The organism is Mycolicibacterium pyrenivorans (assembly GCF_025821625.1).
In the GTDB taxonomy this organism is placed as follows: domain Bacteria; phylum Actinomycetota; class Actinomycetes; order Mycobacteriales; family Mycobacteriaceae; genus Mycobacterium; species Mycobacterium pyrenivorans.
Genome location: NZ_JACKSH010000039.1, coordinates 28,243 through 52,297 on the forward strand (window position 1 = coordinate 28,243; position 24,055 = coordinate 52,297).

The following is a 24,055-nucleotide window of genomic DNA, read 5'->3' on the forward strand; positions in this document are numbered from 1 at the left end:
GTACCGATGCCCGTCCGCGAAACCGCGCCATCCGGCGCACCGATCTGGATCGACCTGGCCACCTCCGACGTCGCCCGTGCCCAAGAGTTCTACGGCGCGGTGTTCGGCTGGACCTTCGAGTCGGCAGGCCCCGAATACGGGGGCTACGTCAACGCCTTCTCGCAGGGACGGCCGGTGGCCGGACTGATGCAGAATGATCCCCGGTGGAACGCCCCCGACGGCTGGACCACCTACCTGCACACCGCCGACATCAAGACCACCGTCGACAAGGCGACGGCGCTGGGCGCGGCGGCGTGCATGGGGCCGATGGAGGTCAAGGACAAGGGCTGGATGGGCATGCTGACCGACCCCGCCGGCGCCGTGTTCGGGTTGTGGCAGCCCGCCGGGCACCGCGGCTTCGAGGTCGTCGGCGAGGCGGGGGCGCCGGCGTACTTCCAGCTGACCACGCGCGACTACGCCGGCTCGCTGGACTTCTACCGGGACACCTTCGGCTGGCAGACCGAGACCGTCTCCGACAACGACGAGTTCCGCTACAGCACAGCGACTTTCGATGGTGAAGCCCTTCTCGGCGTGATGGACGGCACCGCGTTCATCCCCGAAGGCGCGCCGTCGACCTGGACGTTCTTCCTGGGCGCGGACGACGTCGACAAGACCGTTCAGTTGATCGTCGACAACGGCGGCAGCGTCGCCCGCGCCGCCGAGGACACGCCCTATGGACGGCTGGCGGCGGTGGCCGATCCGACGGGAGCCGGCTTCAACCTGTCCAGTCTCGACTCGTAGGTCAAGATTGGGGGTATGCCCCCGAGCCCGAAGATCTACCTCAAGGCATGCATCAACGGTGCCCGCACCCCGGACCAGCATCCGAACCTGCCCGTCACCCCCGAGCAGCTCGCCGCCGAGGCGGCGGCCGCGCACCAGGCGGGCGCCAAAGCGGTGCACATGCATCCCAAGAACGTCGACGGTGTCGACTCGCTGCTGCCCGCGGAGGTGGACGCCGCGGTGGCGGCAGTCCGGCACGCCGTGCCCGGGCTGCCCCTCGGGGTGACGACGGGGTTCTGGGCGCTGTCCGACGCGCGGCAGCGGCTGCGGGCCGTCGAGGGCTGGAGCGTTCTGCCCGACTTCGCCTCGCTGAATTGGCATGAGCCGGGGTCCCCCGAGCTGGCAAGGCTGCTGCTGCGCCGCGGCCTCGGGGTGGAGGTCGGCATCTTCCACGCCGACGCGGCTCAGTCCTGGGCGGCCTCGGACCTCGCACAGCACTGCATGCGCGTGATGATCGAACTGGGCGCCGACGGCGACGTCGCGACGGCCGACGAACTGCTCGCCTTGGTCACCGCGGCGGGCTCACCGGCGCCGATCCTGCTGCACGGACTCGACGAAAGCTGTTGGCCGCTTTTGGAACACGCGGGTGTGCGGGGGGTGCAGACCCGGATCGGGATGGAGGACTCCCTGTCGCTGCCCGACGGTTCCACCGCTGCCGGCAACGCCGCGCTGGTGTCGGCCGCCGTCGACCTGCTCAGTCGCTAGGCGCCCCGAGCTCGAAGTCGGCGAAGTCGAACCCCGGCACCACCACGCAGCTGACCAGGCACGGCTGGTCATCGCGCGGCCGGGCCCGCTGCCAGTGCCCTGGTGGGACGACGAACTGCGGGCTCTCGCCGGCCAGGATGTCGGCCCCCAGCAGATGGGTGGTGGCGGTGTCGTGCGTCGCGCCGACCTCCAGCAGCAGCGGACCACCAGAGTGGTACAGCCACAACTCGGCGCTTCGCACCGTGTGCCACGCGGACTGCTGACCCGGCATGAGCAGGAACAGGATTGCGGTGCCCGCGTCGCGGCACCCGGCATAGTCCGGCGGCAGGGCCGACTGCGGGATGGTCTGCCCACTGCGCCATGTCTCCCGGAACCAGCCGCCCTCGGGATGCGGGGAGAGGTCCAGCCGACGCGCCCATTCCGGAAGATCGGTCATCCGTTCACCCTAGTAGGCTCATCGCATGGCTCGCGTGCGTCCCGGTTGGCTGGTGGCGCTGTGTGCGTTGGCGGTTGCGGTCAGTGCGTGGCTGCCGTGGTTGACCTCCACGGCCGACGGTGGCGGGCGCGCCAATGCGATCGGCGGGATCGCCGGTGCCATGCCGGTGCCGCCGCCCGGGTTCGGGGTTGGTCAGTTCGTCGTGCTGCTCGCGTCGTCGTTGGCCGTCGCCGGCGCGATGTCGGCCCGCGGGATCTCCGCGCGAATGGCTTCGACGGCGGCGCTGGCGATTTCGGTGATCCTGGTGGTGCTCGCCGTCTGGTTCTACCGGCTCTACGTGTACCCGCCGGTATCGGCGGGCTACGGGCTCTACGTCGGCGGTGCCGTCGCCTCGGCCGCGGCGTTGCTGTCGGTGTGGGCGATGCTGGCGGCCTGGAGCAGTTCGGCGGCGGCCACCCGTGGGACGTCGTGAGCGGCTTCGTCGAGCCGGTGACGCTGACCGGTGACCGCTGGGTGACGTTGGAACCCCTTGCCCACGATCATGTTCCGGAGATCGAGGCTGTGGCCGCCGACGGTGAGCTGGGCCGGCTGTGGTTCACCGGCGCGCCGAAGGCAGGTGCGGCAAGGGATTGGGTCGAGATGCGGCTGGCGCTGCAGGCACCCGACACGGGCCTGACGTTCGTGGTACGCGGGCGCGACGGTTCGCTGGTCGGCTCGTCGAGCTACATGAACGTCGACGGCCCGAACCGCCGGCTCGAGATCGGCAACACCTGGTACGCCGCCTCGGCGCGGCGCACCGGGATCAACTCCGAGACGAAGCTGTTGATGCTCGGTCACGCCTTTGACGAGTTGGGTTGCGTCGCAGTGGAGTTCCGCACTCACTACTTCAACTCGGTCAGCCGGTCCGCGATCGAGCGACTGGGCGCCAAGCTCGACGGGGTGCTGCGCAGCCACCAGATCCTGCCCGATGGCTCGCGCCGCGACACCGTCGTCTACTCGATCCTCGACATCGAATGGCCCGCGGTGCGCAACAACCTGCAGTTCCGGCTGGGCCGCAACTCCTGAGCCGCAAGCCTGCGGGCAGATCGCGGGATTCGGCGCTTTGCGATCTGCCCGCAGACTCGACCGCCCGCTATCCCGAGTCGACGGTCGTCGGTCGTATCGACTTCTGCGACGCCGAGTGGGCGACGTCGATCTTGCGCGGCCTCGCCCGCTCGGCGAGCGGGATGGTCACGGTGAGGACGCCGTTCTCGTAGGTCGCGGAGATCGCCGAGGTGTCGACGCCCTCACCCAGCGACAACTGCCTGCGGTAGGTGCCGAAGAACCGCTCGTTGGCCAGCCATTGCACCGACTCCTCGGAGCGCGCGGTGCGGTGCGCCGAGATCGTGAGGGTGCCGTTGTCGACGTTGACGTCGACCGATCCGGGATCGACACCGGGCAGGTCGGCGGTCAACAGGTAGTGGTCATCGATCTTGCACAGGTCCATCGGCATGAACCGGGGGATGCGAGTTGATCCGGTCTGACTGCTCAGCAGACCCCGGGTCACGGCATCAAGGTCATTGAACGGATCAAAGCGAAGCACAGTAATCCACCTCCTATGTCACTCAGAGCCCACCACCTCGGCGGGCAGTCAAATCACTGTGCACCAGCGAGATTAGCACTCCCCACCGGGGAGTGCCAGAAAAATTTCGACCGATTTACGGATCCGGTCTCAGCCTCACTTCGTCGGTGGTGGCGGTCCCCGCCGTGCGCCCCGGCGCGGCCTGGTGCGCCTTCGCGCTCCAGGCCGGTGTCCTCGAACGAGTCTCCGTAGTGCTTCTCCACCGATGCCTCGTCCTCGCCGGGTGACAGTTCGGGCACGATCTGCCACCCGTGGCTGCTCCTGGCGAGGTCGTCGTCGCTGTGCTGCACCCACACCACGGGAACGTCCTCGCGCCGCGCACGTTCGACGAGGGCGGCGATGTTCGCCACGACGTCGTCGCGCCGGTGCGCCCCGTCGACGACGTCGTTCTGCACGTCGACGACGAGCAGCGCGCTGTGTGGCCGGTTATGCAAAGTGGTCATACCTGCATTGTGGCTTGTCGGCACACGGCCTTTGGTGCGCTACACCGGAATGACGTGCGCACCGCGTAGCGCGGTCGAGCATTGGTCGCAGACCAGAACCGGGACGAACCTGCGGCCGCACCCGGTATGCGTCAGGACCACCGCAGGGCCCTCGGCGTCCGGGTACCACCGCTGCGCCCACTGCAGCGCCGTCACCAGGACCGGGAAGAACGCGCCGCCTTTTTCGGTGAGCCCGTACCGGCCGTCGGCGTTGACGAGGATGCCTTCGCCGGTGAACACCGACAACCGGTCGGCGACTGTGGCAGGCGGAGCACCCAGCTGAGACTGGAAGTCGGTGAACCTGGCCATTCCGACGAACGCGGCGACCAGCAGTGCGAACGCCCACCGGTCGCCGATCACGCTCATGGTCTGCGGGAAGAGCAGCCCCGCACCGGAGCGGCGACCACCCGATCGGCGGCGGTTGGTGGTGGCCGGAATGGACCGTTCCCAGGAGCCGCTCGGGCCCCATTGCGCCACAACGTCGTTCCCGCTCGCCGTGGCATCGCATGCCCTGCAGGTGACTCGTGGTGCGAAGTCACCACCGCACGCTCGGTGCCGCATGCCCGGAAGCGGCGGGGAGTGGCCGGGGACCCACCGGCGCTCCCATTCCCAGATCGAGGTCAGCATCGGCCACAGCGACCTGCTCCGCGGCGTCACCAGATACTCCGAACGCGACGGGTTGGTCTGGTACTCACGGCGGTCGAGCAGCCCCTCGGCGGTCAGCGACTGCAGTCGGGCGGTCAGCACCGAGTTCGACACCGGCAGCGCGGCGCCGAATTCGCCGTAGCGGGTTGCGCCCAGGAGCGCCCGCTGAATGATCAGCAGCGTCCATTCGTCGCCGAGCAGCCCGAGCATTCGGGCCACGGCGTTGGGCGGCTGCACCAACTAGAGGCCGATCGCGGCGGCTGCGCTGTCGGTCTCCCGCCAGCGACGGAGGTCGGACCCCGGCGCCCACGTCGAGTGGGTACCACTCGAGATTCGTTCGGGCAGCTGGAGTTTGCATACCGGCCCGTCGCCGAGCCGGGCCGCGTCGAACACCAGGCAGTACGACGCGTCGGCGCCCATGTCAGTGGTCAGGGTCACCAGGTAGCCGTCGTCTTCGGCGGCGACATGTGACCGCGGAGCCGCTCCGGCGGCGACATGTGACCGCGGAGCCGCTCCGGCGGCGACATGTGACCGCGGAGCCGCTCCGGCGGCGACATGTGACCGGGGCGCCATCGCCGTCTCGCTGCCGAAGACACCGTCGCCGAAGCCGAAACGTTCCTCGGCGCCGGTCGCGAGGTCGTGGCGGACCAGGCCGTCGAACAGGAACCAGCCGGGCTTTCCGGTCGCCGCGTAGATGTAGCGGTAGTCGCGCCCGGCGAATCCGGCGTTGATCATGCCGAATTCGGTGATGCTGTCCGACAACTGTTCTTCGCGGACCTGCCCGGTGACCAGGTTGAAGCGCCAGCGGTGCAGCCGGGTCTGCATGCCGTCCAGGGACAGGCCCCGGAACACCTGCTGCCACTTGCGGCTCATCCCGTTGTCGAATCCCTCGGCGGGCTGGGGGTCGCCCTGGAAGAACCCGTCGAGCACGATCTCGTCGCCGTCCTCGTAGGCGTTGGGGAAGTGGAGCACATACGTGGGGTCGGCCTCGAACCACCTGATCTGCGAGGTGTCCCCGTGGCGCGGGATGACCGCGAACCGGGACGCCATGTCGTGGTGGTACTTGGGGAAATGGATGTTGTGTTCGAGCAGCGCCGGATCCCAGAAGAGCGGAAAGTCGTTGAGTATCAGGTAATTCTCGGTGAACGCCATGTCGTGCGGCAACCGCGGCCCCGGCAGCGGGACGTCGACACGGTGCACCACCTCGCCGGCGTCGCTGACGACGCCGTATCGCATGTAGGGGGCGTCCTTGCTGTAGCTGAAGTACAGCAGCTCGCCGGTGCGGTCGTCGACCTTCGGGTGGGCGGACACCCCCCAGTCGGACGGGAAAGCGCCGCGCCAGTCCTCCTTGCCGAGGGCGGCACCGGTGCACGGGTCGGTGCGGTAGAGGTCACCGCACTGGTAGTGACTGGTCAGTGCGGTTCCCCGGTGCACGACGACGTCGGTCGAGGACGCGTCCTTCATCAGAGTCCTTGCGCCCCAGCCGTAGTCGCGGCGGGCGAGTTCGACGGGTTCGGCGATGCCCGGCCACAGCGGCCCGCCTTCCGCGTTCTCCTCGTTGAACGCGTCGGTACGGACGAACCTGTTGCGGTAGAAGGCTTTCCCGTCGCGGAATCCGACGATGTGCAGCATCCCGTCACCGTCGAACGGGTGGTAGTACTTCAGCGCGGGGTGCAACGGGTTCTCGGTGTTGCGCAGGTACACACCGTCGAGATCGGGCGGGATCTCACCCGCGACGACTGTGAGGTCGTCATCGTCCCATTCGGTGGTCTGAGGTCGCCATGGACCGGTGCGGTAGGGGTGATCGTCATCTTCGGGCAAGGTGGACAAGAACTTGCCGACGACCTCGGGGTGGGTGTGAAGCCTCATGGTGTCCTCCCGACGACGAAGCTGACGGTGGTGGCGGTGCTGCCACCGAAGTTGAGTATTGCGAACATCTTTGCGTCTTCGACTTGACAGTCGCCCGCGGTGCCACTGACCTGCCGGGCCGCGTCCAGCAGCATCCGCACCCCGGTGGCTCCGACGGGATGACCGCCGCCGATCAGGCCGCCGCTGGGGTTGATGGGCAGGCGGCCGCCGATGTCGATCTCACCGTTCTCGATGGCTTTCCAAGACTCGCCGGGGCCCGTCAGCCCGATATGGTCGATCGCCAGGTATTCGCTTGGAGTGAAGCAGTCGTGCACCTCGAACCCGTCGACGTCGTCGAGGGTGATGCGAGCGCGGTCGAAGGCGTCGAGGACGGTCGTGCGCACGTGCGGGAGCACATAGGGCTCATCGCGGGAACGGTCGAGTTTCTGGCGCAGGCCGAGGCCGACGGTGCGGTGGCCCCAGCCGTCGATCCTGCCGAGGGGCCGAGCCCCGGGATGGTCGCGCAACCAGTCGTCGCTGACCAGCACGACGCCCGCGCCGCCGTCGGTGATCTGGCTGCAGTCGAAGCGCCGCAGCCGGCCCTCGATGACGGGGTTCTGGACCTCGTCGTCGGTCAGCGGCGTGGGAACGGCCCAGTCGCGGGTCTGCGCCTTCGGGTTGCGCCGGGCATTGGCGAAGTTGAGCTCCGCGATGGCTCTCAGGTGGGTCTCGTCGAGACCGTATCGGCGGTCGTACTCGGCGGCGACGCTGTCGAACATGTGCGGCCACATGAACCTGGCGTCCTGGCCTTCGTGGCCGGTCCACGCCGCCGCGCCGAGGATCGTCGTCGCGGCGTCCCCTGGCACGGTCTTCTCCAGTTCGATCCCCACCACGAGCGCCGTCCGGTACGCGCCGGAGCGGAGGTCGGCGATCGCCGCCAGTGCCGCGGCGCTTCCCGACGCGCACGCGGCTTCGTGGCGGAGCGCGGGGGTGCCCCACAGTCCGTCGCTCACGGTGGCCGGCATGGCCCCGAGGTGCCCCTGACGGGTGAACAGTTCGCCGAAGGCGTTGCCGACGTGCACGACGTCGATGTCGGCGGCGTCGACACGCGCTGCTTCAAGCGCATTCTCGACGACTTCGCTGGTCAGGTCCGCGAAGCCGAGACCCTCTCGGTCGAAGTTGCGAGCGAAATCACTCTGATATCCGCCGAGAATCCATACGTGCGGCGCACCCATGCCCAGCACGGTACTACAACTAACAGAGTGACTGAAGGAGGGGGACGGCCCCGCCGGCTGCAGGTCTGAACCGACGGAACCTGACAGAGGTGACGGTCGACCGTCACATCTGTCTCAGGGCTGCATTGCCCACGCCGGGGCACCGCAAACACCTGTCAGGTGTACTCCGCGGGCGGCATGGGGGATTGTGGGCGGTATGACCGAATCGCTGAACCACGATCTGGCGCACAGGATGGCCGAGCTGGCCCGTACGGTGGCCTCGCCGCGGCGCGTCGAGGACGTGCTGTCCGACGTCACCGCCGAGGCCAAGAAGCTGATCCCCGGGGTGGACGCCGCGGGGGTGCTGTTGATCGGCAAGGCAGGCAGGTTCGAGTCGCTGGCGGCCACGTCGGACCTACCTCATCGCTTGGACGAGCTGCAGATGGAATATCGCGAGGGGCCCTGCGTGCAGGCTGCCCTCGACGACCTCATCGTCCGCAGCGACGATTTCCGCACCGAGCAACGCTGGCCGATGTACTCGGCCGCCGCCGTCGAGCTCGGAGTGCTCAGTGGGGTGTCGTTCAAGCTCTACACGAGCTCCCAGACCGCCGGCGCGCTGAACCTGTTCGCGTTCGAGCCGAATGCGTTCGACGCCGAGGCGGAGACGATCGGGGCGGTGCTGGCGGCGCACGCCGCGGCGGCCATCCTGGCCAGCAGGCAGAACGAGCAGCTGGAGTCCGCGCTGTCCACCAGGGACCGCATCGGGCAGGCCAAGGGCATCATCATGGAGCGCTACAACGTCGACGACGTCAAGGCCTTCGACATGCTGCGCAAGCTGTCGCAGGACAGCAACACCCGGTTGACCGAGGTCGCGGCGAGGGTGATCGAGACGCGGGGGCAGTGACCGCGCGCTGTTCAGCGTGAATCGACGCTCTGGTCTCCGACCACGGCGAGGAGTCGCAGGTCTTCCAGCGCCGACGAACCCGGAGGCGGGGTGAGCACCACCAGATGCTGGTTGTCCGCGGTCGCGAGCACCTCGCAGTCCAGCGTGATCGCTCCCACGCTCGTCAGGAACGTCTTTCGCTGCATCCGCCGGACTGCCACCTCATGACGCGCCCAGAGTTCGGCGAATTCGGTGCTGCGCTCCAGGAGGCCGCCGACGAGTGCCCGCATGTCGGCGTCGTTGCGCCTGCGTGCCCACGCGGCCCGCAGGTCGGCCACCATGGTGCGGCCGTGCTCGTCGTGGTCAGCGGCTGGTGCCGCCTCGCGGATGCGGGGATCGGTGAGCCACTTCCAGGCTATGCTGGATGCCAATCCCGTTCCGTCGCCGACACTCTCACGGGTCAGCGCCTTCGACAGCGTGTTCTGCGCCAGCAGGATGTAGGTGTCCGAGCAGACGAACGCCGCCATCCCGTCGCGATCCATCAGCCCATTGTCACCGACCGGAGGTCGCGCAGACAGGGAGTCGGAGTCCCTGGTCGAACGGGTCGTGGTAGCGCTGCGCATTTCGACGAACACTGGCCGCATGCAAGCAAAGACACTGGGAACTCTGACGACATCGGCGATCGGCCTCGGCTGCATGGGAATGTCTGGGGCCTACGGCGAAGCGGACCGCGGCGAGAGCATCGCCACCGTGCGTACCGCGCTGGAGGTGGGCATCACGCTGCTCGACACCGCCGACTTCTACAGCATGGGACACAACGAACAGCTTCTCGCAGACGCCCTGCGGGACGTGCCGCGAGACGCCTGCCAACTCAGCGTGAAGGTCGACGCCCAGATCGGCACCGACGGATCCTGGCACGGCTTCGATGCCCGTCCTGCGGCGGTGAAGACCGCGGCTGCGTACACGCTGCAGCGTCTCGGCACCGACCACATCGACATCTACCGGCCCGCACGCCTGGATCCCGCCGTGCCGATCGAGGACACCGTCGGCGCCATCGGAGAACTCGTCGACGCCGGCTACGTGCGCCACATCGGACTGTCGGAGGTCGGGTCCGACACGATCGGTCGCGCGGCGGCGGTCAGGCCGATCAGCGACCTGCAGATCGAGTACTCGCTGGCTTCCCGCGGAATCGAGGACGGAATCCTCGACACCTGCCGCGAACTCGGTATCGGCGTGACGGCCTACGGGTTCTCTCGCGCGGGCTGATCAGTGGCCACTGGACGAAATCATCTGGAGGACAGGGAGACTCGCGCAGCATTGGACCACGCTTCTGCGGAGGCAATCTCGACCGTAACCTGGTGCTGGTCGAGGCGCTTCGCGGTGTCGCCGACGAACTCGGAATCACCGTCGCCCAGTCGGCGATCGCGTGGGTGGCCTCGCGCGGGCGCGACATCGTGCCGTTGATCATGCGACACCGAGCACCACCGATTCTCGATCATTGCAGCCGAATAATCGCCGAGCACGTTGACACGCGGAACTAGTGTGGACGCACTGCGGACGGCACAAACCGCGCAGAGGAGTACCGACGGCACCCACGCCGCCGACAACTTCTCAGATGAAGGGGAGCGGGACGTTTCCCGGAGCTGCGTCAGCGAAACCGTCTGCGATACCGCTCAGCCGAATCGTCGCGGACGGCGGTTGCGAAGTCCAGGCGCTCATCTCGCAGGTATCCCACCACGCCAAGCGCGGTGGCAAGGGCGCCAGCCACCCAGGCCGTCCATGCGAGGCTGTCCGCGGTGAACCCAGCCACCCAGGGAGACAAGAACAGTGCGAATCCCGTGATGCCGAGCGTCAGGAAGTTGTGGGTGGGCTCGGAGGCGAGCAGTGACCAGACGGCGACCACGGCGATCAGCCCGCCCAGACCGATGGTGACTGCGGTTCCGGCTGCCGTCGAGCGGAACGCGATACCCAGAAGCACGCTGGCGAGACCGATGATCAATGCCATCCGCCCGATCAAAAAACTCCAGGGGTGTCGCAGCTGTTGGCTGTCTCCCAACTCGGTGATGCCGTACTCGGTCGGCGTTCTGTCATGCGTCCAGGCGAAGCCACCGAGGATTATGGCGAGGCCCCCAGCCACCCAGCACGTCCAGGAGGCCCCCCGGTCGAAGTTGTAGGGGTTGCCAACGAACGGAACGGTGAACATGGCCAGGCCGACGAGGAGCAGGCCCCAGTGATCGGGGGTCCGGTTGTGGGCGAGGACTGACAGTGCCCCGAAGAAGGCGATGAAGGCGCCGAAGCCGAATGCGAATCCCTGTCCCGCCTGAGTCGAACTGACGGCGAACGCCGACACGACGGCGCATACGCCGATGGCTATTGCAGCCCAACCGATCCAGGTCTTCGAATTCACAAGTAACACTTAACACCGTTGTCGTCAGAACGCTAGGGACCAACGGGGTACCTGAAACGCGAAGATAGGGCGAAGACCGAGTCCGGTCTGCGGACCGTGACGCTCCCCAAGTTCAGCGTCAAGGTGCTCGAAGACCGCAAGGGCCGGGCGTTCGTCAGCGAACAGCCGATGATCTCCCGTCATCCACGGGCGGTGGCGCGGTCCCGACAACTTCAACGCGACGTGGGCGAAAGTGCGCGCGGCGCTTGGCGCAGCCGAAATGAGTTCGCATGGTTATCCGATGACGGTGGCGACCTTGCTCTTGCATCGCTGACGTTCTCGACGAGGTCGCCGTCAAAAGTGTTGAATAAGTGACGATCGGGCAGTCTGACGGCGCAGTAGGAGCGACCGACGACACCGTTGAGCTGGAAAATCAGTGCCCCCGGCATGATTCGAACATGCGACACCGGCTTTAGGAGAGCCGTGCTCTATCCCCTGAGCTACGGGGGCTGACCGCTGGCAGCTTACCCGGCAGATGGGAAAGCCCCACAACGACAACGGAGCCTGATCAGGTTATGGCAAAAGTGTCAAAACATCTGCCGCGGGCGGTAGCGTGCCAGCCGTGGAGCTGACACTGCAACGCATCGGCGCCTGGTCGGGCACCGTGATGATCCTTCTCTACGGCGCCAGCTTCTCCGGAATCGCACAACTCTTCCCGCCGCTGTCACCGGCGGCCCCCGCCGACGAGATCGCTGCGTTCTTCGTCGAGCACAAGCTGTGGATCCGGTTCGGTGTCTCCGGCGCACTGCTCAGCGCGGTGCTGGCCCTCCCGTTCCTGGCCGCCATCGTCCTGCGCATCCGCCGGGCCGAAGGCGGCTGGGGCATGCTGTCGATGACCCAGCTGATGGCCGCGACGATCTTCGTGCCCGCGCTGCTGTTCCCGCAGTTCTTCCTCGGCGTGGCCGCCTACCGACCCGAAGAGCGCTCCGCCGAACTCACCCAGGCGCTCAACGACGTGTTCTGGCTGTGGTTCATCGGCATCGTCGGCACCATCATCGTCCAGAACATCACCCTGGCGATCGCGTCGTTCGTCGACAAGGCCGACCCGCCGACCTTTCCGCGCTGGTACGGCTACCTCAACCTGTGGGTGGCCACGCTGTCGCTGCCCGGCTGTGTGGTCGTCGTGTTCAATGACGGCCCGCTGGCCTGGAACGGCGTATTCGCGTTCTACATACCGGGTCTGGTCCTGGTGGTGTGGCTCTTCTCCACCACCGCGGTGATGCTGAAGTCCATCAAGGCAGAGCAGGCCCAACTGGCGTGACAGAGACCGTCAAGTCACCCGCGCCGCCGCAAGACCCGCGGCGAATCCCCGGCGAGAGCGGCACCTGGGTCTTCCTGTTCGGCGACATGCTCGTGTTCGGCGCCTTCTTCGTCACCTTCCTGGTCGAGCGGGCAGGGTCTCCTGCGACGCCCGGAACGTTCGACACCGCCAGGACCACGCTGCACATCGGCGTCGGTGTGTTCAACACCCTCGTCCTGCTCACCAGTTCGCTGTTCGTGGTGCTGGCGCTGGGTGCGATGCGCTCCGGCGCCAGGGCGATCGCCACCCGCGCCGTGGCCGCGGCGATCGCCTGCGGGCTGGTCTTCATCGCTCTCAAGGTGTTCGAGTACGTCTCGCTGGCCACCGCCGGACACGGACCGGGCGCCGACCCCTTCTACCTCTACTACTTCATCCTCACCGGTTTGCACCTGTTCCACGTCTGCCTGGGCCTGGCCGCGCTGACCTTCGTGCTCACCCAGACCCGGCGCGCCGAACTCGGTTCCACCCGCACCGCGCTGGTCGAAGGTGCGGCCTGCTTCTGGCATCTGGTCGATCTGCTGTGGATCTTCCTGTTCGCACTGCTGTACCTGGTGAGCTGATGACGATCACGAACCTGCTGCGCACCCGGGCCACCGTCACGTGGCTGCTGCTCGTCGCGGCCACCGTGCTGTCGTGGGCGATAGGCGCGGAACACGGCACCGGTTCGATGGTCGCGGTCGTGGTTCTGGCGATCGCCGCGATCAAGGTGCGCTACGTCGGGCTCGACTTCATGGAGCTGCGCCACGCCCCGATCCCGCTGCGCGCCGCCTTCGAGTGCTACTGCGTGGGCATGTGGGCGCTGCTGTCCGGCCTGTACCTGTGGCTGTGAAGGGCGCTACTTCAGTAGCGCGATCACCTTCGCGAACGCCTCGGCGTGGCGGTCCTGCACGGTGACGTAGCTGATGCCGTAGACATCGCGGTACCGGCGGATCCGGTCGGCCATCTCGTCGGTCGACCCCGACAGCACCCCCGGGTGCCGCACCAGCTCCTCGTCGGACAGACCGGGCAGGAAGTGACGGGGAATCGTCAGGTCGGGCATCGCGGAGTCGTCGACCGGCATGGCGGTGACGGCGATGTTGAGCTCGAGGGCGTCGAAGCGCTCACCGGCTGCCTCGCGGACGTAGGCGATCCGATCGGCCAGCGGATCCCCGTCGGCGGTCGCTGCTCGGTCCCCTCCGGTGAGCCCGATGATGTCGGCCGACCGCGCCGCGATCCGCAGGACCCGGTCGCCGTTGCCTGCGATCATGATCGGCACATCGGGCAGGTGCTCGGCCATGTACTCGGTCGTCGCACGCAGGTGGTCGACGCGCTCGCCCGCGCTGGGGAACGGAATCCCGGCGGCGTCGAACTCCTCCTTGACGTAGCCGGTGCCGAGCCCCAGATCGAAGCGACCCTCGGTGAGGTCACGCAGCGCGGCCACGTCGCGCGCCAGCAGGGCAGGCCGATAGAACGCCGAGTTGATCACGAACGTGCCGACTCGTAGCCTCGACGTCGCCATCGCGATGGTCGTCATCACCGGGAACGGTGCGGGGCCGCCCAGGTGGTCCGGGACGTGCATGACGTCGAAGCCGAGATCCTCTGCTCGACGCGCCGCCCCCTCCAGAGCAGGGCGCGACGTGCCGCGCATGACTCCGACGCCGAACCGAAGATCCTTGGCCACGAACCCGATCGTAGGCGCGATGTTTGGACCCGATTCGCCCTGGGCATTAAGCCAATCAAGTTGTTCCCCCGATCCGGCCCGTCGTCGAACTATCCGACGGGCCGGATCAGTTTTCTGTCATGCCCAACATCCCCACACTCGGCGTCGAGGAGGAGTTCCTTCTCGTCGATCCCGCGTCCGGAGCCCCGATGGCGCGCAACAGGGCGGTCGCCGACCGCGCGGCCGAGCACGGCGTCGAACTGCAGCTCGAACTCACCAGCTGTCAGGTCGAGACCACATCCGGCGTCGTCACCGACACCGCCGAGTTGCGTGAACAGTTGGTTCGGTTGCGGCGCACCGCCGCCAACGCCGCCGAGCGGACGAGGGCGCAACTGCTTGCCGTCGGGCTTCCGCCGACGCTGCCCAAAGAGTTCCCGATCACCGACACCCCCCGCTATCGCGACATCGGCGAGAGGTTCGGCATGATCGCCCACGAGCAGGGCATCTGCGGCTGCCACGTGCACGTCGCCGTCCCCGACCGCGACGTCGCCATCGCGGTCAGCAACCGGCTGCGGCCCTGGTTGCCCCTGTTGCTGGCCCTGACCGCCAACTCGGCGATCTACCGCAACGCCGACACCGGGCATGCCAGCTGGCGCAGCGTGCTGTGGGCGCGCTGGCCCAGCGCCGGCCCGCCGCCGCATTTCGATTCCGCCGACGAGTACGACGCCGCGGTGCGGATGTTGTGCCGCGCCGACGTGATCCGCGACGAAGGCATGGTCTATTGGGATGTGCGGCCGTCGGAGGATTTCCCGACGGTGGAGGTGCGCGTCGCCGACGTCCCGGCGACGGTGGCGGAGACGGTGCTGTTCGCCGCGCTGGTCCGGGGCTGCGTGATGACGGCGCTGGACGACGAGCAACTCGGTTTGCCGGTGCTTCCGCTGGCGCCGTATGCCCTCAAGGCCGCGTACTGGAAAGCCGCTCGCGACGGACTCGACGGCAACGGCATCGACCTGGAGAGCCACGCGCTCGCGCCCGCGCTGACCCTGCTGGAGGGGCTCGTCGAACGGGTCCGGCCCTCCCTGGAGGCCGCAGGCGACCACGAGCTGGTGACGACGGGCCTGGCCCGGGTCGCGCAGCTCGGCAACGGCGCCATGCGGCAGCGGCGGGCATGGGCTCGTCGTCACGACGTCCGCGATGTGCTCGACGCCGCCGCGGCGGCGACGCTGGAAGCCCCTTAGGTCAGCGGCAGTTCGGCGAACACCGGGCTGGTGGGCCGCGTCGACCCTCCGGGCGGTTCGACGGTGAACGCCAGGGCCTGCGACGAGCCGAGGTCAGGGAGCACCGCGGTGGTCGACGGTGCGACGGCCTCCGCGTCCATGGTCCCGGCCGAGTGCGGACCGTCGGCGTCGACCAACCACATCTGGTAGACGGTGCCCGGCTGCGGTGGCGGCACGTTGTTCATGACGAGGACGCCGGAGTCCCGCTCGCGGGAGAACACCACCGTGGCGATGCCGCCGCCCGGGATCTCCCCGGAGACGGTGCGCACGTCGGGCGCGGCGAAAACCTGATCGGCGGTCGACGGTGCCTGCGCGCCGGGCCGCAGGGCGAGGCCGACGCCGAGTGCGCCGAGCCCGATCGCCACGGTCGCCGCCGCGGCAAGCACCGGCTTGGCCCAGCGCCTGGACCGGTCGGAACTCTCGGGGCGTCTCATCGGGATGGGTTCGTCGGCGACGCGGCGGAGCAGTTGGGCCCGCAGCCGGGCCGGCGGCTCGACCGCGCCTGCAGCCGCCACGACGGCCATCGTCTCCCGCACGGCACGCACCTCGGAGGCGAACGCCTCCGAGGTGTCGGGGGGCACGTCCCCGAGGCGGCGGTCGATGTCGGCGAGGTCGGCGTCGGTCAGCGCGTGCAGCGCGTAGGGCGTCGCGAACGACAACAGGTCGGCTCCGGCGGGTCCGGTGGGTCCGGTGGACTCGGTCATGCCACCCCCAGACACCTGCGTAGGCCGCGAATGGCGTCACGCATCCGCGATTTGATGGTTGCGAGGTTGGCCGACAACCGCTCGGACACCTGGACGTACGTCAGCCCCTCGTAGTACGCGAGCTGAATGCATTCCCGCTGCGTGTCGGTCAACGACCCCAGGCACTCGGTGACCTGACGACGCTCGTCGCTGCCGATGACCGCGTCGGCGACGTGGTCCGACGGCAGGTCCACGTTGGCGGCGCCGTAGCGGGAATCCCGGTTGCTGGCGGCCTGCTCGGAGCGCACCCGGTCCACCGCGCGCCGGTGGGCCAGCGTCATCAGCCAGGCCAGCGCTGAACCGGCCGACGGGTCGTAGCTGTCGGCGCTGCGCCACACCTGCAGATAGACGTCCTGGGTGGTTTCCTCGCTGTACCCGGGATCACGCAACACCCGTGTGACCAGGCCGAACACCCTGGACCGGGTCTGATCGTAGAAGGCTGCGAACGCGTCGACGTCCCTCCGGGCCACCTGGCGCAGGAGCGCGTCGAGTTCGGCGGTCACGAGCGGTAGCCTAGCCACCAGCGGCAACGTCGTCACGTTAATCGGGACTTCGCGGGGGTCGCCATGAAAAATAATGTGCGCGAACGGTATTCGCAGAAGTCCCGGCAAGTCGCCCATTTGCTTCCCGGTGAGCGCGCCCGGCGAGTGTCGCGGGAACGTCGATGGTCACGGTTGCCGCACCTTCTCCCGTTCCGCGCTCGGGTGAGGCACCACGGGCACTCGTCGGAGCCACAGCAGGATTCCCTGCACGCGGATGCTCAGCGTGTTCATCAACGGCGCCATCGGCGCGACGATCTGCAGCCCCACGATCTGGCCGATGCCTGCGCGTCTCCTGGTGCCCCGCATGGTGGCGACGAAGGCGGGCTGATTGTCACGGTGCAGCGAGATCGTGACGTCCAACTGGTCGTCCGGGTGGGGCGCCCGGACGAGATAGTGCCCGTCGACGCCGTTGAACGGTGACGCGTAGAGCTCCTTGGGCACCATCGCGGGCCGATCCTCGGACGGCGGAAGGAGATAGGCGTGGCGCCCGCCGTAGGTGTTGTGCACCTCGGCGATGACGTAGCGCAGCACACCACGGGCGTCGTGGCACCAGTACATGCTCAGCGGATTGAAGACGTAACCGAGCACCCTGGCGTGCATCAGCGCGGTCACCTTGCCGCCCTGCAGGTTGATTCCCTTGTCGGCGAGGAACGCATCGACGCGGCCGCGCAAGGTGTCGTCGTCGTCCCCCCAAAGATGATCGCGGGCATCGAACTTGGCGAACGGCCGCAGCCAGCGGGGCAGCCGCGGCAGCGCGTCGAGGTCGACGAACCAGCTGTAGCTGCGGTGTTCGAAATAGTGGTGCACCGGTGCGCGGCGCAGATGGGTGATCCTGGTCCGGTACAACGCGGCGGTCATCTCGCCACCGCCTCGGCGCCGAAGCCTTCCGCCGACCGGCCTGCGTCCCGCCGCATCGCCTGGAATTCCTGGGAGGCAACGCGTTCCGTACGGTTCGGTGTCGCCGACGACGGCGGTCGACCGGTTTGCTGGGCGTAGGAGTTCCACATAGCCGTATTCGGAGCGGCGGGACCGGCGGATGGGTGTCTTCCTAGGCGAATTCCGACTTCCACGAGCGGGCGGCGGCGATCAGTCCCTGCACCAGCGCGGAGGTGGCGGGGGACAGGCCGTCGTCCCCGGGTATGCCGCTGCGGGGACCGAGGCCGCGCACCCGCGGCGACAGCTCCAGCTGTGCACCGCCGCCGCGCACCCGGTTGACCGGGTTGTCGGGGTGCATGCCGCGTAGTTCGCGGGGTATCGCGTCGAGGTCGGTGACCACCTGGTAGCCGGGGACGTCGATGTGGTGCGCGAGATGTTCGGCGAGCGCTCGGTGGCGGCCGCCGGCGAGGAGGTGCGTGCTGCGGCCGAGGCGGCCGTAACCGTGAACCGACACCGCGACGTCGACGTGATCGAGGAACTCGGCGAGTAGCTCGGACTCGCCGGGTCGGTAGAGCGCGGACGGAAGGTGATGCGGGTAGTGATCTGGGTGGCGCACCACGTACACCGATGCCGCTGCGGCGTCGGCGGCGCGTTCGGCGATCACCTCGGTCATCTGCTCCAGCCCGCCACCGTGGATGGCGAGGAAGCCGAACCGCGACCGCAGGGTGCTGTCCTCCGCCACCGCGGGGTCTGCGAGCAATTCGGAGAAGCTCTGCGGTGCAGCGGAATCGGAGTGATCCCGGCGTTGGGGCCAGCGGGCGGGATCCCAGCGCTCGAGAAACTCGATCCACCGGTGCGGCAGCCCGTGATGGCGGGCGCCGTCGAGGATCCGTTCCAGATAGCCGGGCCGCGGCGGGCCGGGTTCGGCGCGATGGTCGATGTAGACCCAGGCCGGGGCCGGACCCTCGTCGGTGCGCACCGTCAGCCGATCGCGGCGGTAGCGCACCGGCACGCCCTCGGCGCTGTCGAGCGTGGCGAGGTCCCGGTCGGACAGTCGCCACACCACGCCGTGGACCTCGCTACCGGTGAACGGCTCGACGGTGGCGACCCCGCGTTCGTTGATCAACCAGTCGTGGTCGGCCAGCGTGGCACGGCGCGGATCGGTCGCATCGGGGCACCGGTGCGCCATCTGCCGCACGCACAGGTTGGACCCGTACGCGAAGTAGGCGTGCCCGCCTTCTCGCAGCCGCGACATTCAGCCTGTGAGGGTCAGGTAGATGAGGACCACGTTCAGCAGACTAATGACCCCGGCAACACCCCAGCCCAGGGCGGTGGTGACGCGGTGGTTGGTGTCGGCGCCCATCAGGCGCGCATCGGCGGTGAGCCGCACCAGCGGGATCAGCGCGAACGGGATCCCGAACGACAGCACGACCTGCGACAACACCAGCGCCCGGCTCGGGTCGATGCCGACTGCCAGGATCACCAGGGCCGGCAGCAGCGTGATGAGCCGGCGCGCCACCAGGGGTATGGACCGGCGCAGCAACCCCTGCATGATCATCGCGCCCGCGTACGCCCCGACGGACGACGACGCCAGCCCGGATGCCAGCAGGCCGATCGCGAACAGCAGGGCGACGGTATGCCCGAGGGTGCCCTGCACGGCGTCGTGAGCGCCCTCGATGGAGTCGGTGTTCTCCATGCCCTGCAGGTTCGTCGCCGCGACCAGCAGCATCGACATGTTGACCGCGCCGGCGACCAACATCGCGATGCCGACGTCCCATTTGGTGGCGCGCAGCAGGAGCCGTCGCGCCGGGCCGGCGTCGGGGTGGCCGTGGCGGTCGCGTGCCAGGCCGGAGTGCAGGTAGACGGCGTGGGGCATCACGGTGGCGCCGAGCATCGCGGCGGCCAGCAGGATGCTCTCGGCGCCGTCGAACCGCGGTATCAGCCCCGCGGCGGCCTCGTCGATCGGTGGTGGCGCGGCCACCAGGCTGGTGAGGAAGCCGACCGCGATGACGAGTAGCAGGCCGGTGATGACGCGCTCGAACGTGCGCTGGCCGCGCCGGTCCTTCACGACGAGCAGCAGCAGAGACACCGCGCCGGTGATGACGCCGCCGACGAGCAGCGGCAGGTCGAAGAGCAGGTACAGCGCGATCGCACCGCCGACGACTTCGGCGAGATCCGTTGCCATGGCGACCAATTCGGCTTGGACCCAGTAGGCCAGCCGGCTCGTCTGTCCCATCTTCGCCCCGACGGCCTCCGGTAATGACAGGCCTGTGACCAAGCCGAGCTTCGCCGACAGGTACTGCACGAGGCACGCCATCAGGTTGGCGACGACGATGACCCAGACGAGCAGGAAGCCGAACTGGGCGCCGGCGCTGACGTTGGCCGCGACATTGCCGGGGTCGACGTAGGCGATCGCGGCGACGAAGGCGGGCCCGAGCAGGAGCCAACCCGGCCGCGTCCGCTGATGGACGTCCTGCGTCACCGCACCCTCTTCCATCCGGTTGAACGAACAGAAAAGTTAGGGTAGACGAAACCTCGACGTCAGGCCAGCGCCGGGTGAGAGAAGCGGGTCGTCACTCCCCGAGGCCGAAGCCTCCGACCAGCGGCCAGAAGCCGATGCCCTGCCAGCCGCCGTAATTCCACGGAGGCGGGGTGGTGATCAGCTGGGTGCTGCCGTTGGTCTCGCAATAGGTGACGGTGGACCCGATATCGGTGCAGTCGGGAGCCGCGGCTGCCACCGGCGCGCCGCCGATGGCGATCGCGGCGCCGGCGATCGCCAGCGCGAGAGCCTTCATGACCCGCTCCTCGTGAGGGTGTCGGTCCGGGCGTCCGTCAGAGGATGAACATCCCGTAGCCCCACGGGAACATCGACTGGCTGACGTTGGGCGCGAGGACGCTCGGGCGCGAATCGATCTGGGTGTTGCCGGGTGACGTGCACACTGTCGTCGAGCCGCCCTGTGTTCCGCCACCCTGCCCGGTCTCGGTGCAGTTCGGCTGGGCGAGTGCGGCAGGCGCGGCGGCGATCGCCACGGCGGCACCGCCGGCAACAAGGAAAGCAGCGAGGGTGCTGAGGCGAGCCTTCATGTCTTCATGGTCCTTCCAGCGTGAGTTATGCCTCAGCGTACAGCCCGTTTCCAGTTATGGGAGGCAAGTCGATCGCTGTCACGATTCCCGGCGACGCACCCACCACCGCGGGAATGGCGTTGACGACGCGGGCCGCCGTGGCCACGAGCCCCGCATGGTTGTGGTCGCCGTTCGGGCTGCTCAGGCACAGGTCGAGGGTGTAGGACGGCTCGCCGGTGATCTCGATCCGGTAGGAGCCGCCGTGCTGAGCCGGCTGTGGCCAGTCCGGGCACAGATCGTCGCGCAGCCTGGTGACGTGTTCGAGCACCACGGCGACGCGACCGTCCTTGACGCCGCGCACCTCGAAGCGGATCGCGGCGGTGGTGCCTTCCTCGATGCGGCCGGCGGCGATGTCGAAGGCCTCCGGCGCGGGCACCCGCACGTGCGTCTCGGTGACCTCGTCGAGCTCGATGCCGAGGCCGGCGGCGAGCTGTCGCACCACCGAGCCCCACGCCAGGCTCAGCACGCCGGGCTGCAGCAACATCGGGGTGTCCTCGAGGCTGCCGCCGAAGCCCATGACGTCGAACATCACCGTCGCGCTGTCGTAGGTGTCGTAGTTGATGATCTCCATGCAGCGGATCTGCTGGACGCTCTGGCAGGTCCCCGCCAGCGCCATGGGCAACAGGTCGTTGGCGAAGCCCGGGTCGATGCCATTGACGAAAATGGTCGAAGATCCCTTTTGGGCGGCATCCTCGATGGGCGTGACGAGCTCGTCGGGCAGCACTTTCCACGGGTACTGCAGGAACACCGCAGCGCTGCCGACGACGTTGATGCCCGCGGCCAGGATGCGCCGGTAGTCCTCGAGTGCTTCCGGCAGGCGGTTGTCGGCCATCGCGGTGTACACGGCGCACGCCGGGTTGGTCGCCAGGACGGCGTCGAGGTCGGTGGTCGCGATGACGCCCGTCGAATCCTGCAGTCCCGCAAGCTCGGCGGCGTCCTTGCCCGCCTTGGACTCCGAGGAGACCCACACCGCGGTGAGGTCGAACCTCGGGTCCTTGATCAGCTGGGTCAGCGCATGCCTGCCGACGTTTCCGGTGCCGATGGCGGCGACTTCGATGGCCATGTCTGGGTCCTCACAGGTCGGGGATGGGTCACAGGTCGGGGATGGGTCACAGGTCGGGGATGGGTAGGTCGAGGTTCGGGAAGGTGAGCCCGCCGTCCACTTCGAGCATCTTGCCGGTCAGGTACGAACCCGCCGGAGAGGCGAGGTAGACGGCGGCGGCGGCGATGTCGAGCGGGTCGCCGAGTCGACGCATCGGGGTGGCCTGTTCCATCGGCGTGCGCAGATCGTCGTTGCTGGCGACGATGTCGAGGGCCGAGGTGAGGATCGATCCCGGCGCGATCGCGTTGACCCTGATGCGCGGCGCCAGGTCGAGCGCCGACAGTCGCGTGTAGTGCGCCAGCGCAGCTTTGGCGGTGCCGTAGGCGGCGAAGCCGCGGCCGGCGAGTCGCCCCATCGTCGACGTGATGTTGATGACGCTGCCCCCGCCGGAGTGCTCCAGCATCAACGGCACCGCGGCCGTTGTCAGGGCGTGCGCGGTGGCGACGTTGAACGTGAAGGCGTCGCGCATGTCCTTCGTCGAGGTGCTCAACAGAGCGTTCGGCATGGTGCCGCCGACGTTGTTGACGACGATGTCTAGTTTGCCGAATGCCTCGACCGCCTGGTCGGCGAGCGTGGCCGTGTCGTCGGGACGGGCCAGGTCGGCGACGACGACGTGGGCGCGGCGGCCGGTGGCGCCGATCTGCGCGGCGACCTCCTCGAGCTGCGACCGCGTACGGGCCGCGATGACCACGTCAGCACCGGCTTCGGCGAATGCGAGCGCCATAGCGGCGCCCAGGCCCCTGCCGGCTCCGGTGACCACAGCCACCTGACCGTCGAGCCGGAATCTGTCCAAAATCACGTGTCCCTCGCTTCCGTCGCCGCGGGCCACGCTAGCAAGGAGCGCCGGCCCGCGTGCGCAGTTTCTGGAACACGTTCTAATTCATGGCGAGCGTGGGCTCAGGCGGCAGCGGGCGGCGGAAATCAAGAACGTGGTGGGCGAGCGGGCGACCGTTCCCCCACTCGTCCTGCGTCGCCGTCGGCGGAAGAGCATCGAAGAATAAGCCTGCATCACGGCGAAGATGAACGCTTGCGATGGTCAGCACGATGAGCGACAGGCCCAAGACCCAGCTCGCCAGATTCACAGTTCTCCTTCCGTGTGCCAGACCCGCAGACGACCACGGCTCACTGCGGCATTCGCCGACGCAGAACATTTGGAAGCGCCGCTGAGCGCCGGATGCAGTCGAGTGCTATCTACAGCGGTCCAGGAAGTTGACCGCGGGTTGCTTGATGCCCTCCAGTTCAGCTCGAACCTGCGGGTTGGCGTCCAGGTACTCCTGTACCCGAGGTTGCATCTCTTCCCTGGATTGGCCTTCGAGGGTCGCGAAGAAGTCGTTCACCGGGGGGTGGGTGAACAGATAGGCCGACGTGGCCGCGGCCACGCCCGCCCTGACGCCCGCCCAATCCGCGGGCGAGCAATTCGGCGGCGCGGGTGGCGGTGGCGTTGGTGGTTGAGCGGTTGCAGCCGCGGCGCCGCCGAAAAGCGTGGCAACGGCCAGTGCGGCGGCGCCGACGGCGCCCAACGCTGCGCGTTGCCGAATTCGTCCTGAGGACAACATCATGGGTTCTTCTCCTTTATCGATTGATTGGGCGGATTCATCGGGTTCTCGCTCACGTCGAGGGACCACGATGAAGGGGTCCGGCCGTCCAGGTACACGCTCCGCAATGGGCATAGAGGTTGAGATCACTTTTGGCGCAAGTAGATTCAGCTAAACGACATCAGCGTCGCCCGCCGCCACGAGGTCGGGGTGCGGGTCCGGGACGCCCGACACCCGGTCCCGGAGCCCCGATACCTGGAGGCCCGACACCCGGAGGGCCGATACCCGGAGGGCCGGGAAGCGGGATGTCTAGGTCGACGTCGACGATATCCGGGACATAAACCGGCAACCACGGATCGACGTACACCACCGGAGGTGGCGGAAACTCGCAAACAACCGTAGCGAAGTTCCAGTACATGCCCGGCGGGCAAGGTGGTGGTGGTTGGGCGCGGCCGACCGCTGGTGAGGCGAGTTCCATCAGCGGCAGAAACGCCAACACGACGGCCGACACGGCGCTGCGTTGCAGCCAAGGCTTCATTGGACATCTTCTCTCGGTTGGCTCTGCGTGGAGATTCCAGAATTCGTGCACATCCTGGGGGCTCGAACGGGCGCGAAAGCGGCGATGATCGAGACGGCGACCAGGACCCCGTGCCCCATCGAGGGTTAAACGATTCGCTGCTATTTGCGGAACGGGCAGAATGCACCGGGCTGCCACGGTAGTGGGGCGGCCGGGTTGGCGGGGTCAGGTGGGCAGACGCGGTTGCATTGGGTTCCACCGAAGCCGAGCACGGTGACACTTACGCAGTGGTCGTAGCTGCC

30 protein-coding genes, 1 tRNA gene and 1 pseudogene are annotated in these 24,055 nt (G+C 68.1%); 11 read left to right on the forward strand and 21 right to left on the reverse strand.

Features of this window, described 5'->3' with window-relative positions; all coding sequences use genetic code 11:
* Window positions 1-6 precede the first annotated feature (6 nt).
* Both H7I57_RS05750 and H7I57_RS05755 read left to right on the forward strand, forming a co-directional pair.
* On the forward strand, window positions 7-780 hold the full coding sequence (locus H7I57_RS05750) for a VOC family protein (protein ID WP_264022397.1): 774 nt from the start codon (window positions 7-9) through the stop codon (window positions 778-780).
* Between the two features lie 15 nt (window positions 781-795).
* Window positions 796-1,524: a 3-keto-5-aminohexanoate cleavage protein gene (locus tag H7I57_RS05755; protein WP_264022398.1), complete on the forward strand. Its 729-nt coding sequence runs from the start codon at window positions 796-798 to the stop codon at window positions 1,522-1,524.
* Here H7I57_RS05755 and H7I57_RS05760 read toward each other — a convergent pair.
* Entirely contained in the window at window positions 1,514-1,960 is a 447-nt protein-coding gene (locus H7I57_RS05760) for a cupin domain-containing protein (RefSeq protein WP_264022399.1), read from the reverse strand. The genes H7I57_RS05755 and H7I57_RS05760 overlap by 11 nt on opposite strands.
* A 25-nt stretch (window positions 1,961-1,985) precedes the next feature.
* On the opposite strand from H7I57_RS05760, the gene H7I57_RS05765 reads away from it, so the two are divergent.
* Together H7I57_RS05765 and H7I57_RS05770 are read left to right on the forward strand one after the other, a co-directional pair.
* On the forward strand, window positions 1,986-2,432 hold the full coding sequence (locus tag H7I57_RS05765; RefSeq protein WP_264022400.1) for a hypothetical protein: 447 nt from the start codon (window positions 1,986-1,988) through the stop codon (window positions 2,430-2,432).
* The gene (locus H7I57_RS05770; protein ID WP_264022471.1) at window positions 2,429-3,025 is read left to right on the forward strand and encodes a GNAT family N-acetyltransferase; all 597 of its coding nucleotides are present in this window, start codon (window positions 2,429-2,431) and stop codon (window positions 3,023-3,025) included. The genes H7I57_RS05765 and H7I57_RS05770 overlap by 4 nt, the downstream gene beginning before the upstream one ends.
* A 67-nt stretch (window positions 3,026-3,092) precedes the next feature.
* Here H7I57_RS05770 and H7I57_RS05775 read toward each other — a convergent pair whose 3' ends face one another.
* From H7I57_RS05775 to H7I57_RS05795, 5 genes are read right to left on the reverse strand one after another with little or no spacing between them, the layout of a single operon-like run.
* Window positions 3,093-3,542, reverse strand: a complete 450-nt coding sequence (locus tag H7I57_RS05775) for an Hsp20/alpha crystallin family protein (RefSeq protein ID WP_264022401.1) — start codon at window positions 3,540-3,542, stop codon at window positions 3,093-3,095.
* A gap of 53 nt (window positions 3,543-3,595) precedes the next feature.
* The gene (locus tag H7I57_RS05780; RefSeq protein WP_264022402.1) at window positions 3,596-4,024 is read right to left on the reverse strand and encodes an isochorismatase family protein; all 429 of its coding nucleotides are present in this window, start codon (window positions 4,022-4,024) and stop codon (window positions 3,596-3,598) included.
* A gap of 39 nt (window positions 4,025-4,063) precedes the next feature.
* Complete coding sequence (locus tag H7I57_RS05785) at window positions 4,064-4,918, reverse strand: winged helix-turn-helix transcriptional regulator (RefSeq protein ID WP_264022472.1); 855 nt, start codon at window positions 4,916-4,918, stop codon at window positions 4,064-4,066.
* A 30-nt stretch (window positions 4,919-4,948) separates the two neighbouring features.
* Window positions 4,949-6,577, reverse strand: a complete 1,629-nt coding sequence (locus H7I57_RS05790) for a carotenoid oxygenase family protein (RefSeq protein WP_264022403.1) — start codon at window positions 6,575-6,577, stop codon at window positions 4,949-4,951.
* The gene (locus tag H7I57_RS05795) at window positions 6,574-7,791 is read right to left on the reverse strand and encodes an acetyl-CoA acetyltransferase (RefSeq protein WP_264022404.1); all 1,218 of its coding nucleotides are present in this window, start codon (window positions 7,789-7,791) and stop codon (window positions 6,574-6,576) included. Before H7I57_RS05795 ends, H7I57_RS05790 begins: the two co-directional genes overlap by 4 nt.
* A 196-nt stretch (window positions 7,792-7,987) precedes the next feature.
* Between H7I57_RS05795 and H7I57_RS05800 the strand changes: the two genes are divergently transcribed.
* Window positions 7,988-8,674, forward strand: coding sequence for a GAF and ANTAR domain-containing protein (locus H7I57_RS05800; RefSeq protein WP_264022405.1), 687 nt, complete (start codon window positions 7,988-7,990; stop codon window positions 8,672-8,674).
* A gap of 11 nt (window positions 8,675-8,685) precedes the next feature.
* Here H7I57_RS05800 and H7I57_RS05805 read toward each other — a convergent pair whose 3' ends face one another.
* Window positions 8,686-9,195, reverse strand: coding sequence for an MmyB family transcriptional regulator (locus tag H7I57_RS05805; protein WP_264022406.1), 510 nt, complete (start codon window positions 9,193-9,195; stop codon window positions 8,686-8,688).
* Between the two features lie 100 nt (window positions 9,196-9,295).
* Here H7I57_RS05805 and H7I57_RS05810 point away from each other — a divergent pair.
* A pseudogene (locus H7I57_RS05810) lies at window positions 9,296-10,119 on the forward strand (aldo/keto reductase); the annotation flags it as partial.
* Between the two features lie 182 nt (window positions 10,120-10,301).
* Here the strand turns inward: H7I57_RS05810 and H7I57_RS33425 are convergent.
* Window positions 10,302-11,060, reverse strand: coding sequence for an SPW repeat domain-containing protein (locus tag H7I57_RS33425; RefSeq protein WP_264022407.1), 759 nt, complete (start codon window positions 11,058-11,060; stop codon window positions 10,302-10,304).
* A gap of 96 nt (window positions 11,061-11,156) precedes the next feature.
* Between H7I57_RS33425 and H7I57_RS05820 the strand changes: the two genes are divergently transcribed.
* A complete protein-coding gene (locus H7I57_RS05820; RefSeq protein ID WP_264022408.1) occupies window positions 11,157-11,414 on the forward strand; it encodes a hypothetical protein in 258 nt (85 codons plus the stop codon).
* A 62-nt stretch (window positions 11,415-11,476) separates the two neighbouring features.
* Here H7I57_RS05820 and H7I57_RS05825 read toward each other — a convergent pair.
* Window positions 11,477-11,549, reverse strand: a tRNA-Arg gene (locus H7I57_RS05825).
* Window positions 11,550-11,706: 157 nt separating this feature from the next.
* On the opposite strand from H7I57_RS05825, the gene H7I57_RS05830 reads away from it, so the two are divergent.
* Genes H7I57_RS05830 through H7I57_RS05840 form a run of 3 tightly spaced genes read left to right on the forward strand, consistent with a single transcriptional unit; the run spans window position 11,707 to window position 13,228 of the window.
* Window positions 11,707-12,360, forward strand: a complete 654-nt coding sequence (locus H7I57_RS05830) for a hypothetical protein (protein WP_264022473.1) — start codon at window positions 11,707-11,709, stop codon at window positions 12,358-12,360.
* Complete coding sequence (locus H7I57_RS05835) at window positions 12,357-12,959, forward strand: cytochrome c oxidase subunit 3 (protein ID WP_264022409.1); 603 nt, start codon at window positions 12,357-12,359, stop codon at window positions 12,957-12,959. Before H7I57_RS05830 ends, H7I57_RS05835 begins: the two co-directional genes overlap by 4 nt.
* On the forward strand, window positions 12,959-13,228 hold the full coding sequence (locus H7I57_RS05840) for a cytochrome C oxidase subunit IV family protein (RefSeq protein WP_264022410.1): 270 nt from the start codon (window positions 12,959-12,961) through the stop codon (window positions 13,226-13,228). The genes H7I57_RS05835 and H7I57_RS05840 overlap by 1 nt, the downstream gene beginning before the upstream one ends.
* A gap of 6 nt (window positions 13,229-13,234) precedes the next feature.
* Here H7I57_RS05840 and H7I57_RS05845 read toward each other — a convergent pair whose 3' ends face one another.
* Window positions 13,235-14,059 carry an LLM class F420-dependent oxidoreductase gene (locus H7I57_RS05845; RefSeq protein ID WP_264022411.1) on the reverse strand — a complete coding sequence of 275 codons (825 nt, stop codon included), beginning with the start codon at window positions 14,057-14,059 and terminating at the stop codon, window positions 13,235-13,237.
* Between the two features lie 119 nt (window positions 14,060-14,178).
* On the opposite strand from H7I57_RS05845, the gene H7I57_RS05850 reads away from it, so the two are divergent.
* Window positions 14,179-15,276 (forward strand): glutamate--cysteine ligase 2, encoded by a 1,098-nt coding sequence (locus H7I57_RS05850; RefSeq protein ID WP_264022412.1) that lies wholly within the window; start codon window positions 14,179-14,181, stop codon window positions 15,274-15,276.
* Here H7I57_RS05850 and H7I57_RS05855 read toward each other — a convergent pair.
* The 11 genes from H7I57_RS05855 to H7I57_RS05905 all read right to left on the reverse strand — a co-directional run bounded on the left by H7I57_RS05855 (window position 15,273) and on the right by H7I57_RS05905 (window position 23,260).
* A complete protein-coding gene (locus tag H7I57_RS05855; protein WP_264022413.1) occupies window positions 15,273-16,019 on the reverse strand; it encodes an anti-sigma factor in 747 nt (248 codons plus the stop codon). The genes H7I57_RS05850 and H7I57_RS05855 overlap by 4 nt on opposite strands.
* Window positions 16,016-16,597, reverse strand: a complete 582-nt coding sequence (locus H7I57_RS05860) for a sigma-70 family RNA polymerase sigma factor (RefSeq protein WP_308204317.1) — start codon at window positions 16,595-16,597, stop codon at window positions 16,016-16,018. Before H7I57_RS05860 ends, H7I57_RS05855 begins: the two co-directional genes overlap by 4 nt.
* Before the next feature lie 129 nt (window positions 16,598-16,726).
* Complete coding sequence (locus H7I57_RS05865; RefSeq protein WP_264022416.1) at window positions 16,727-17,458, reverse strand: DUF1365 domain-containing protein; 732 nt, start codon at window positions 17,456-17,458, stop codon at window positions 16,727-16,729.
* Window positions 17,459-17,648: 190 nt separating this feature from the next.
* Window positions 17,649-18,731 (reverse strand): poly-gamma-glutamate hydrolase family protein, encoded by a 1,083-nt coding sequence (locus H7I57_RS05870; protein WP_264022417.1) that lies wholly within the window; start codon window positions 18,729-18,731, stop codon window positions 17,649-17,651.
* The gene (locus H7I57_RS05875) at window positions 18,732-19,958 is read right to left on the reverse strand and encodes an Nramp family divalent metal transporter (protein ID WP_264022418.1); all 1,227 of its coding nucleotides are present in this window, start codon (window positions 19,956-19,958) and stop codon (window positions 18,732-18,734) included.
* 91 nt (window positions 19,959-20,049) lie between these two features.
* Window positions 20,050-20,271: a hypothetical protein gene (locus tag H7I57_RS05880; protein WP_264022419.1), complete on the reverse strand. Its 222-nt coding sequence runs from the start codon at window positions 20,269-20,271 to the stop codon at window positions 20,050-20,052.
* 37 nt (window positions 20,272-20,308) lie between these two features.
* Window positions 20,309-20,560: a hypothetical protein gene (locus H7I57_RS05885; RefSeq protein ID WP_264022420.1), complete on the reverse strand. Its 252-nt coding sequence runs from the start codon at window positions 20,558-20,560 to the stop codon at window positions 20,309-20,311.
* 25 nt (window positions 20,561-20,585) lie between these two features.
* A complete protein-coding gene (locus tag H7I57_RS05890; RefSeq protein ID WP_264022421.1) occupies window positions 20,586-21,662 on the reverse strand; it encodes an NAD(P)H-dependent amine dehydrogenase family protein in 1,077 nt (358 codons plus the stop codon).
* Window positions 21,663-21,708: 46 nt separating this feature from the next.
* Window positions 21,709-22,500 carry an SDR family oxidoreductase gene (locus H7I57_RS05895; protein ID WP_264022422.1) on the reverse strand — a complete coding sequence of 264 codons (792 nt, stop codon included), beginning with the start codon at window positions 22,498-22,500 and terminating at the stop codon, window positions 21,709-21,711.
* A 76-nt stretch (window positions 22,501-22,576) separates the two neighbouring features.
* On the reverse strand, window positions 22,577-22,783 hold the full coding sequence (locus tag H7I57_RS05900; RefSeq protein ID WP_264022423.1) for a hypothetical protein: 207 nt from the start codon (window positions 22,781-22,783) through the stop codon (window positions 22,577-22,579).
* Window positions 22,784-22,888: 105 nt separating this feature from the next.
* Window positions 22,889-23,260 carry a heme-binding protein gene (locus H7I57_RS05905; RefSeq protein ID WP_372510130.1) on the reverse strand — a complete coding sequence of 124 codons (372 nt, stop codon included), beginning with the start codon at window positions 23,258-23,260 and terminating at the stop codon, window positions 22,889-22,891.
* Between the last annotated feature and the right edge of the window lie 795 nt (window positions 23,261-24,055).

Coding starts and splice junctions, on each gene's coding strand:
- H7I57_RS05750 (WP_264022397.1), top strand. CDS start 7: ATGCCCGTCCGCGAAACCGCGCCATCCGGCGCACCGATCTGGATCGAC.
- H7I57_RS05755 (WP_264022398.1), top strand. CDS start 796: ATGCCCCCGAGCCCGAAGATCTACCTCAAGGCATGCATCAACGGTGCC.
- H7I57_RS05760 (WP_264022399.1), bottom strand. CDS start 1,960: ATGACCGATCTTCCGGAATGGGCGCGTCGGCTGGACCTCTCCCCGCAT.
- H7I57_RS05765 (WP_264022400.1), top strand. CDS start 1,986: ATGGCTCGCGTGCGTCCCGGTTGGCTGGTGGCGCTGTGTGCGTTGGCG.
- H7I57_RS05780 (WP_264022402.1), bottom strand. CDS start 4,024: ATGACCACTTTGCATAACCGGCCACACAGCGCGCTGCTCGTCGTCGAC.
- H7I57_RS05785 (WP_264022472.1), bottom strand. CDS start 4,918: ATGCTCGGGCTGCTCGGCGACGAATGGACGCTGCTGATCATTCAGCGG.
- H7I57_RS05790 (WP_264022403.1), bottom strand. CDS start 6,577: ATGAGGCTTCACACCCACCCCGAGGTCGTCGGCAAGTTCTTGTCCACC.
- H7I57_RS05795 (WP_264022404.1), bottom strand. CDS start 7,791: ATGGGTGCGCCGCACGTATGGATTCTCGGCGGATATCAGAGTGATTTC.
- H7I57_RS05800 (WP_264022405.1), top strand. CDS start 7,988: ATGACCGAATCGCTGAACCACGATCTGGCGCACAGGATGGCCGAGCTG.
- H7I57_RS05805 (WP_264022406.1), bottom strand. CDS start 9,195: ATGGATCGCGACGGGATGGCGGCGTTCGTCTGCTCGGACACCTACATC.
- H7I57_RS05830 (WP_264022473.1), top strand. CDS start 11,707: ATGATCCTTCTCTACGGCGCCAGCTTCTCCGGAATCGCACAACTCTTC.
- H7I57_RS05840 (WP_264022410.1), top strand. CDS start 12,959: ATGACGATCACGAACCTGCTGCGCACCCGGGCCACCGTCACGTGGCTG.
- H7I57_RS05850 (WP_264022412.1), top strand. CDS start 14,179: ATGCCCAACATCCCCACACTCGGCGTCGAGGAGGAGTTCCTTCTCGTC.
- H7I57_RS05855 (WP_264022413.1), bottom strand. CDS start 16,019: ATGACCGAGTCCACCGGACCCACCGGACCCGCCGGAGCCGACCTGTTG.
- H7I57_RS05865 (WP_264022416.1), bottom strand. CDS start 17,458: ATGACCGCCGCGTTGTACCGGACCAGGATCACCCATCTGCGCCGCGCA.
- H7I57_RS05870 (WP_264022417.1), bottom strand. CDS start 18,731: ATGTCGCGGCTGCGAGAAGGCGGGCACGCCTACTTCGCGTACGGGTCC.
- H7I57_RS05880 (WP_264022419.1), bottom strand. CDS start 20,271: ATGAAGGCTCTCGCGCTGGCGATCGCCGGCGCCGCGATCGCCATCGGC.
- H7I57_RS05885 (WP_264022420.1), bottom strand. CDS start 20,560: ATGAAGGCTCGCCTCAGCACCCTCGCTGCTTTCCTTGTTGCCGGCGGT.
- H7I57_RS05890 (WP_264022421.1), bottom strand. CDS start 21,662: ATGGCCATCGAAGTCGCCGCCATCGGCACCGGAAACGTCGGCAGGCAT.
- H7I57_RS05905 (WP_372510130.1), bottom strand. CDS start 23,260: ATGATGTTGTCCTCAGGACGAATTCGGCAACGCGCAGCGTTGGGCGCC.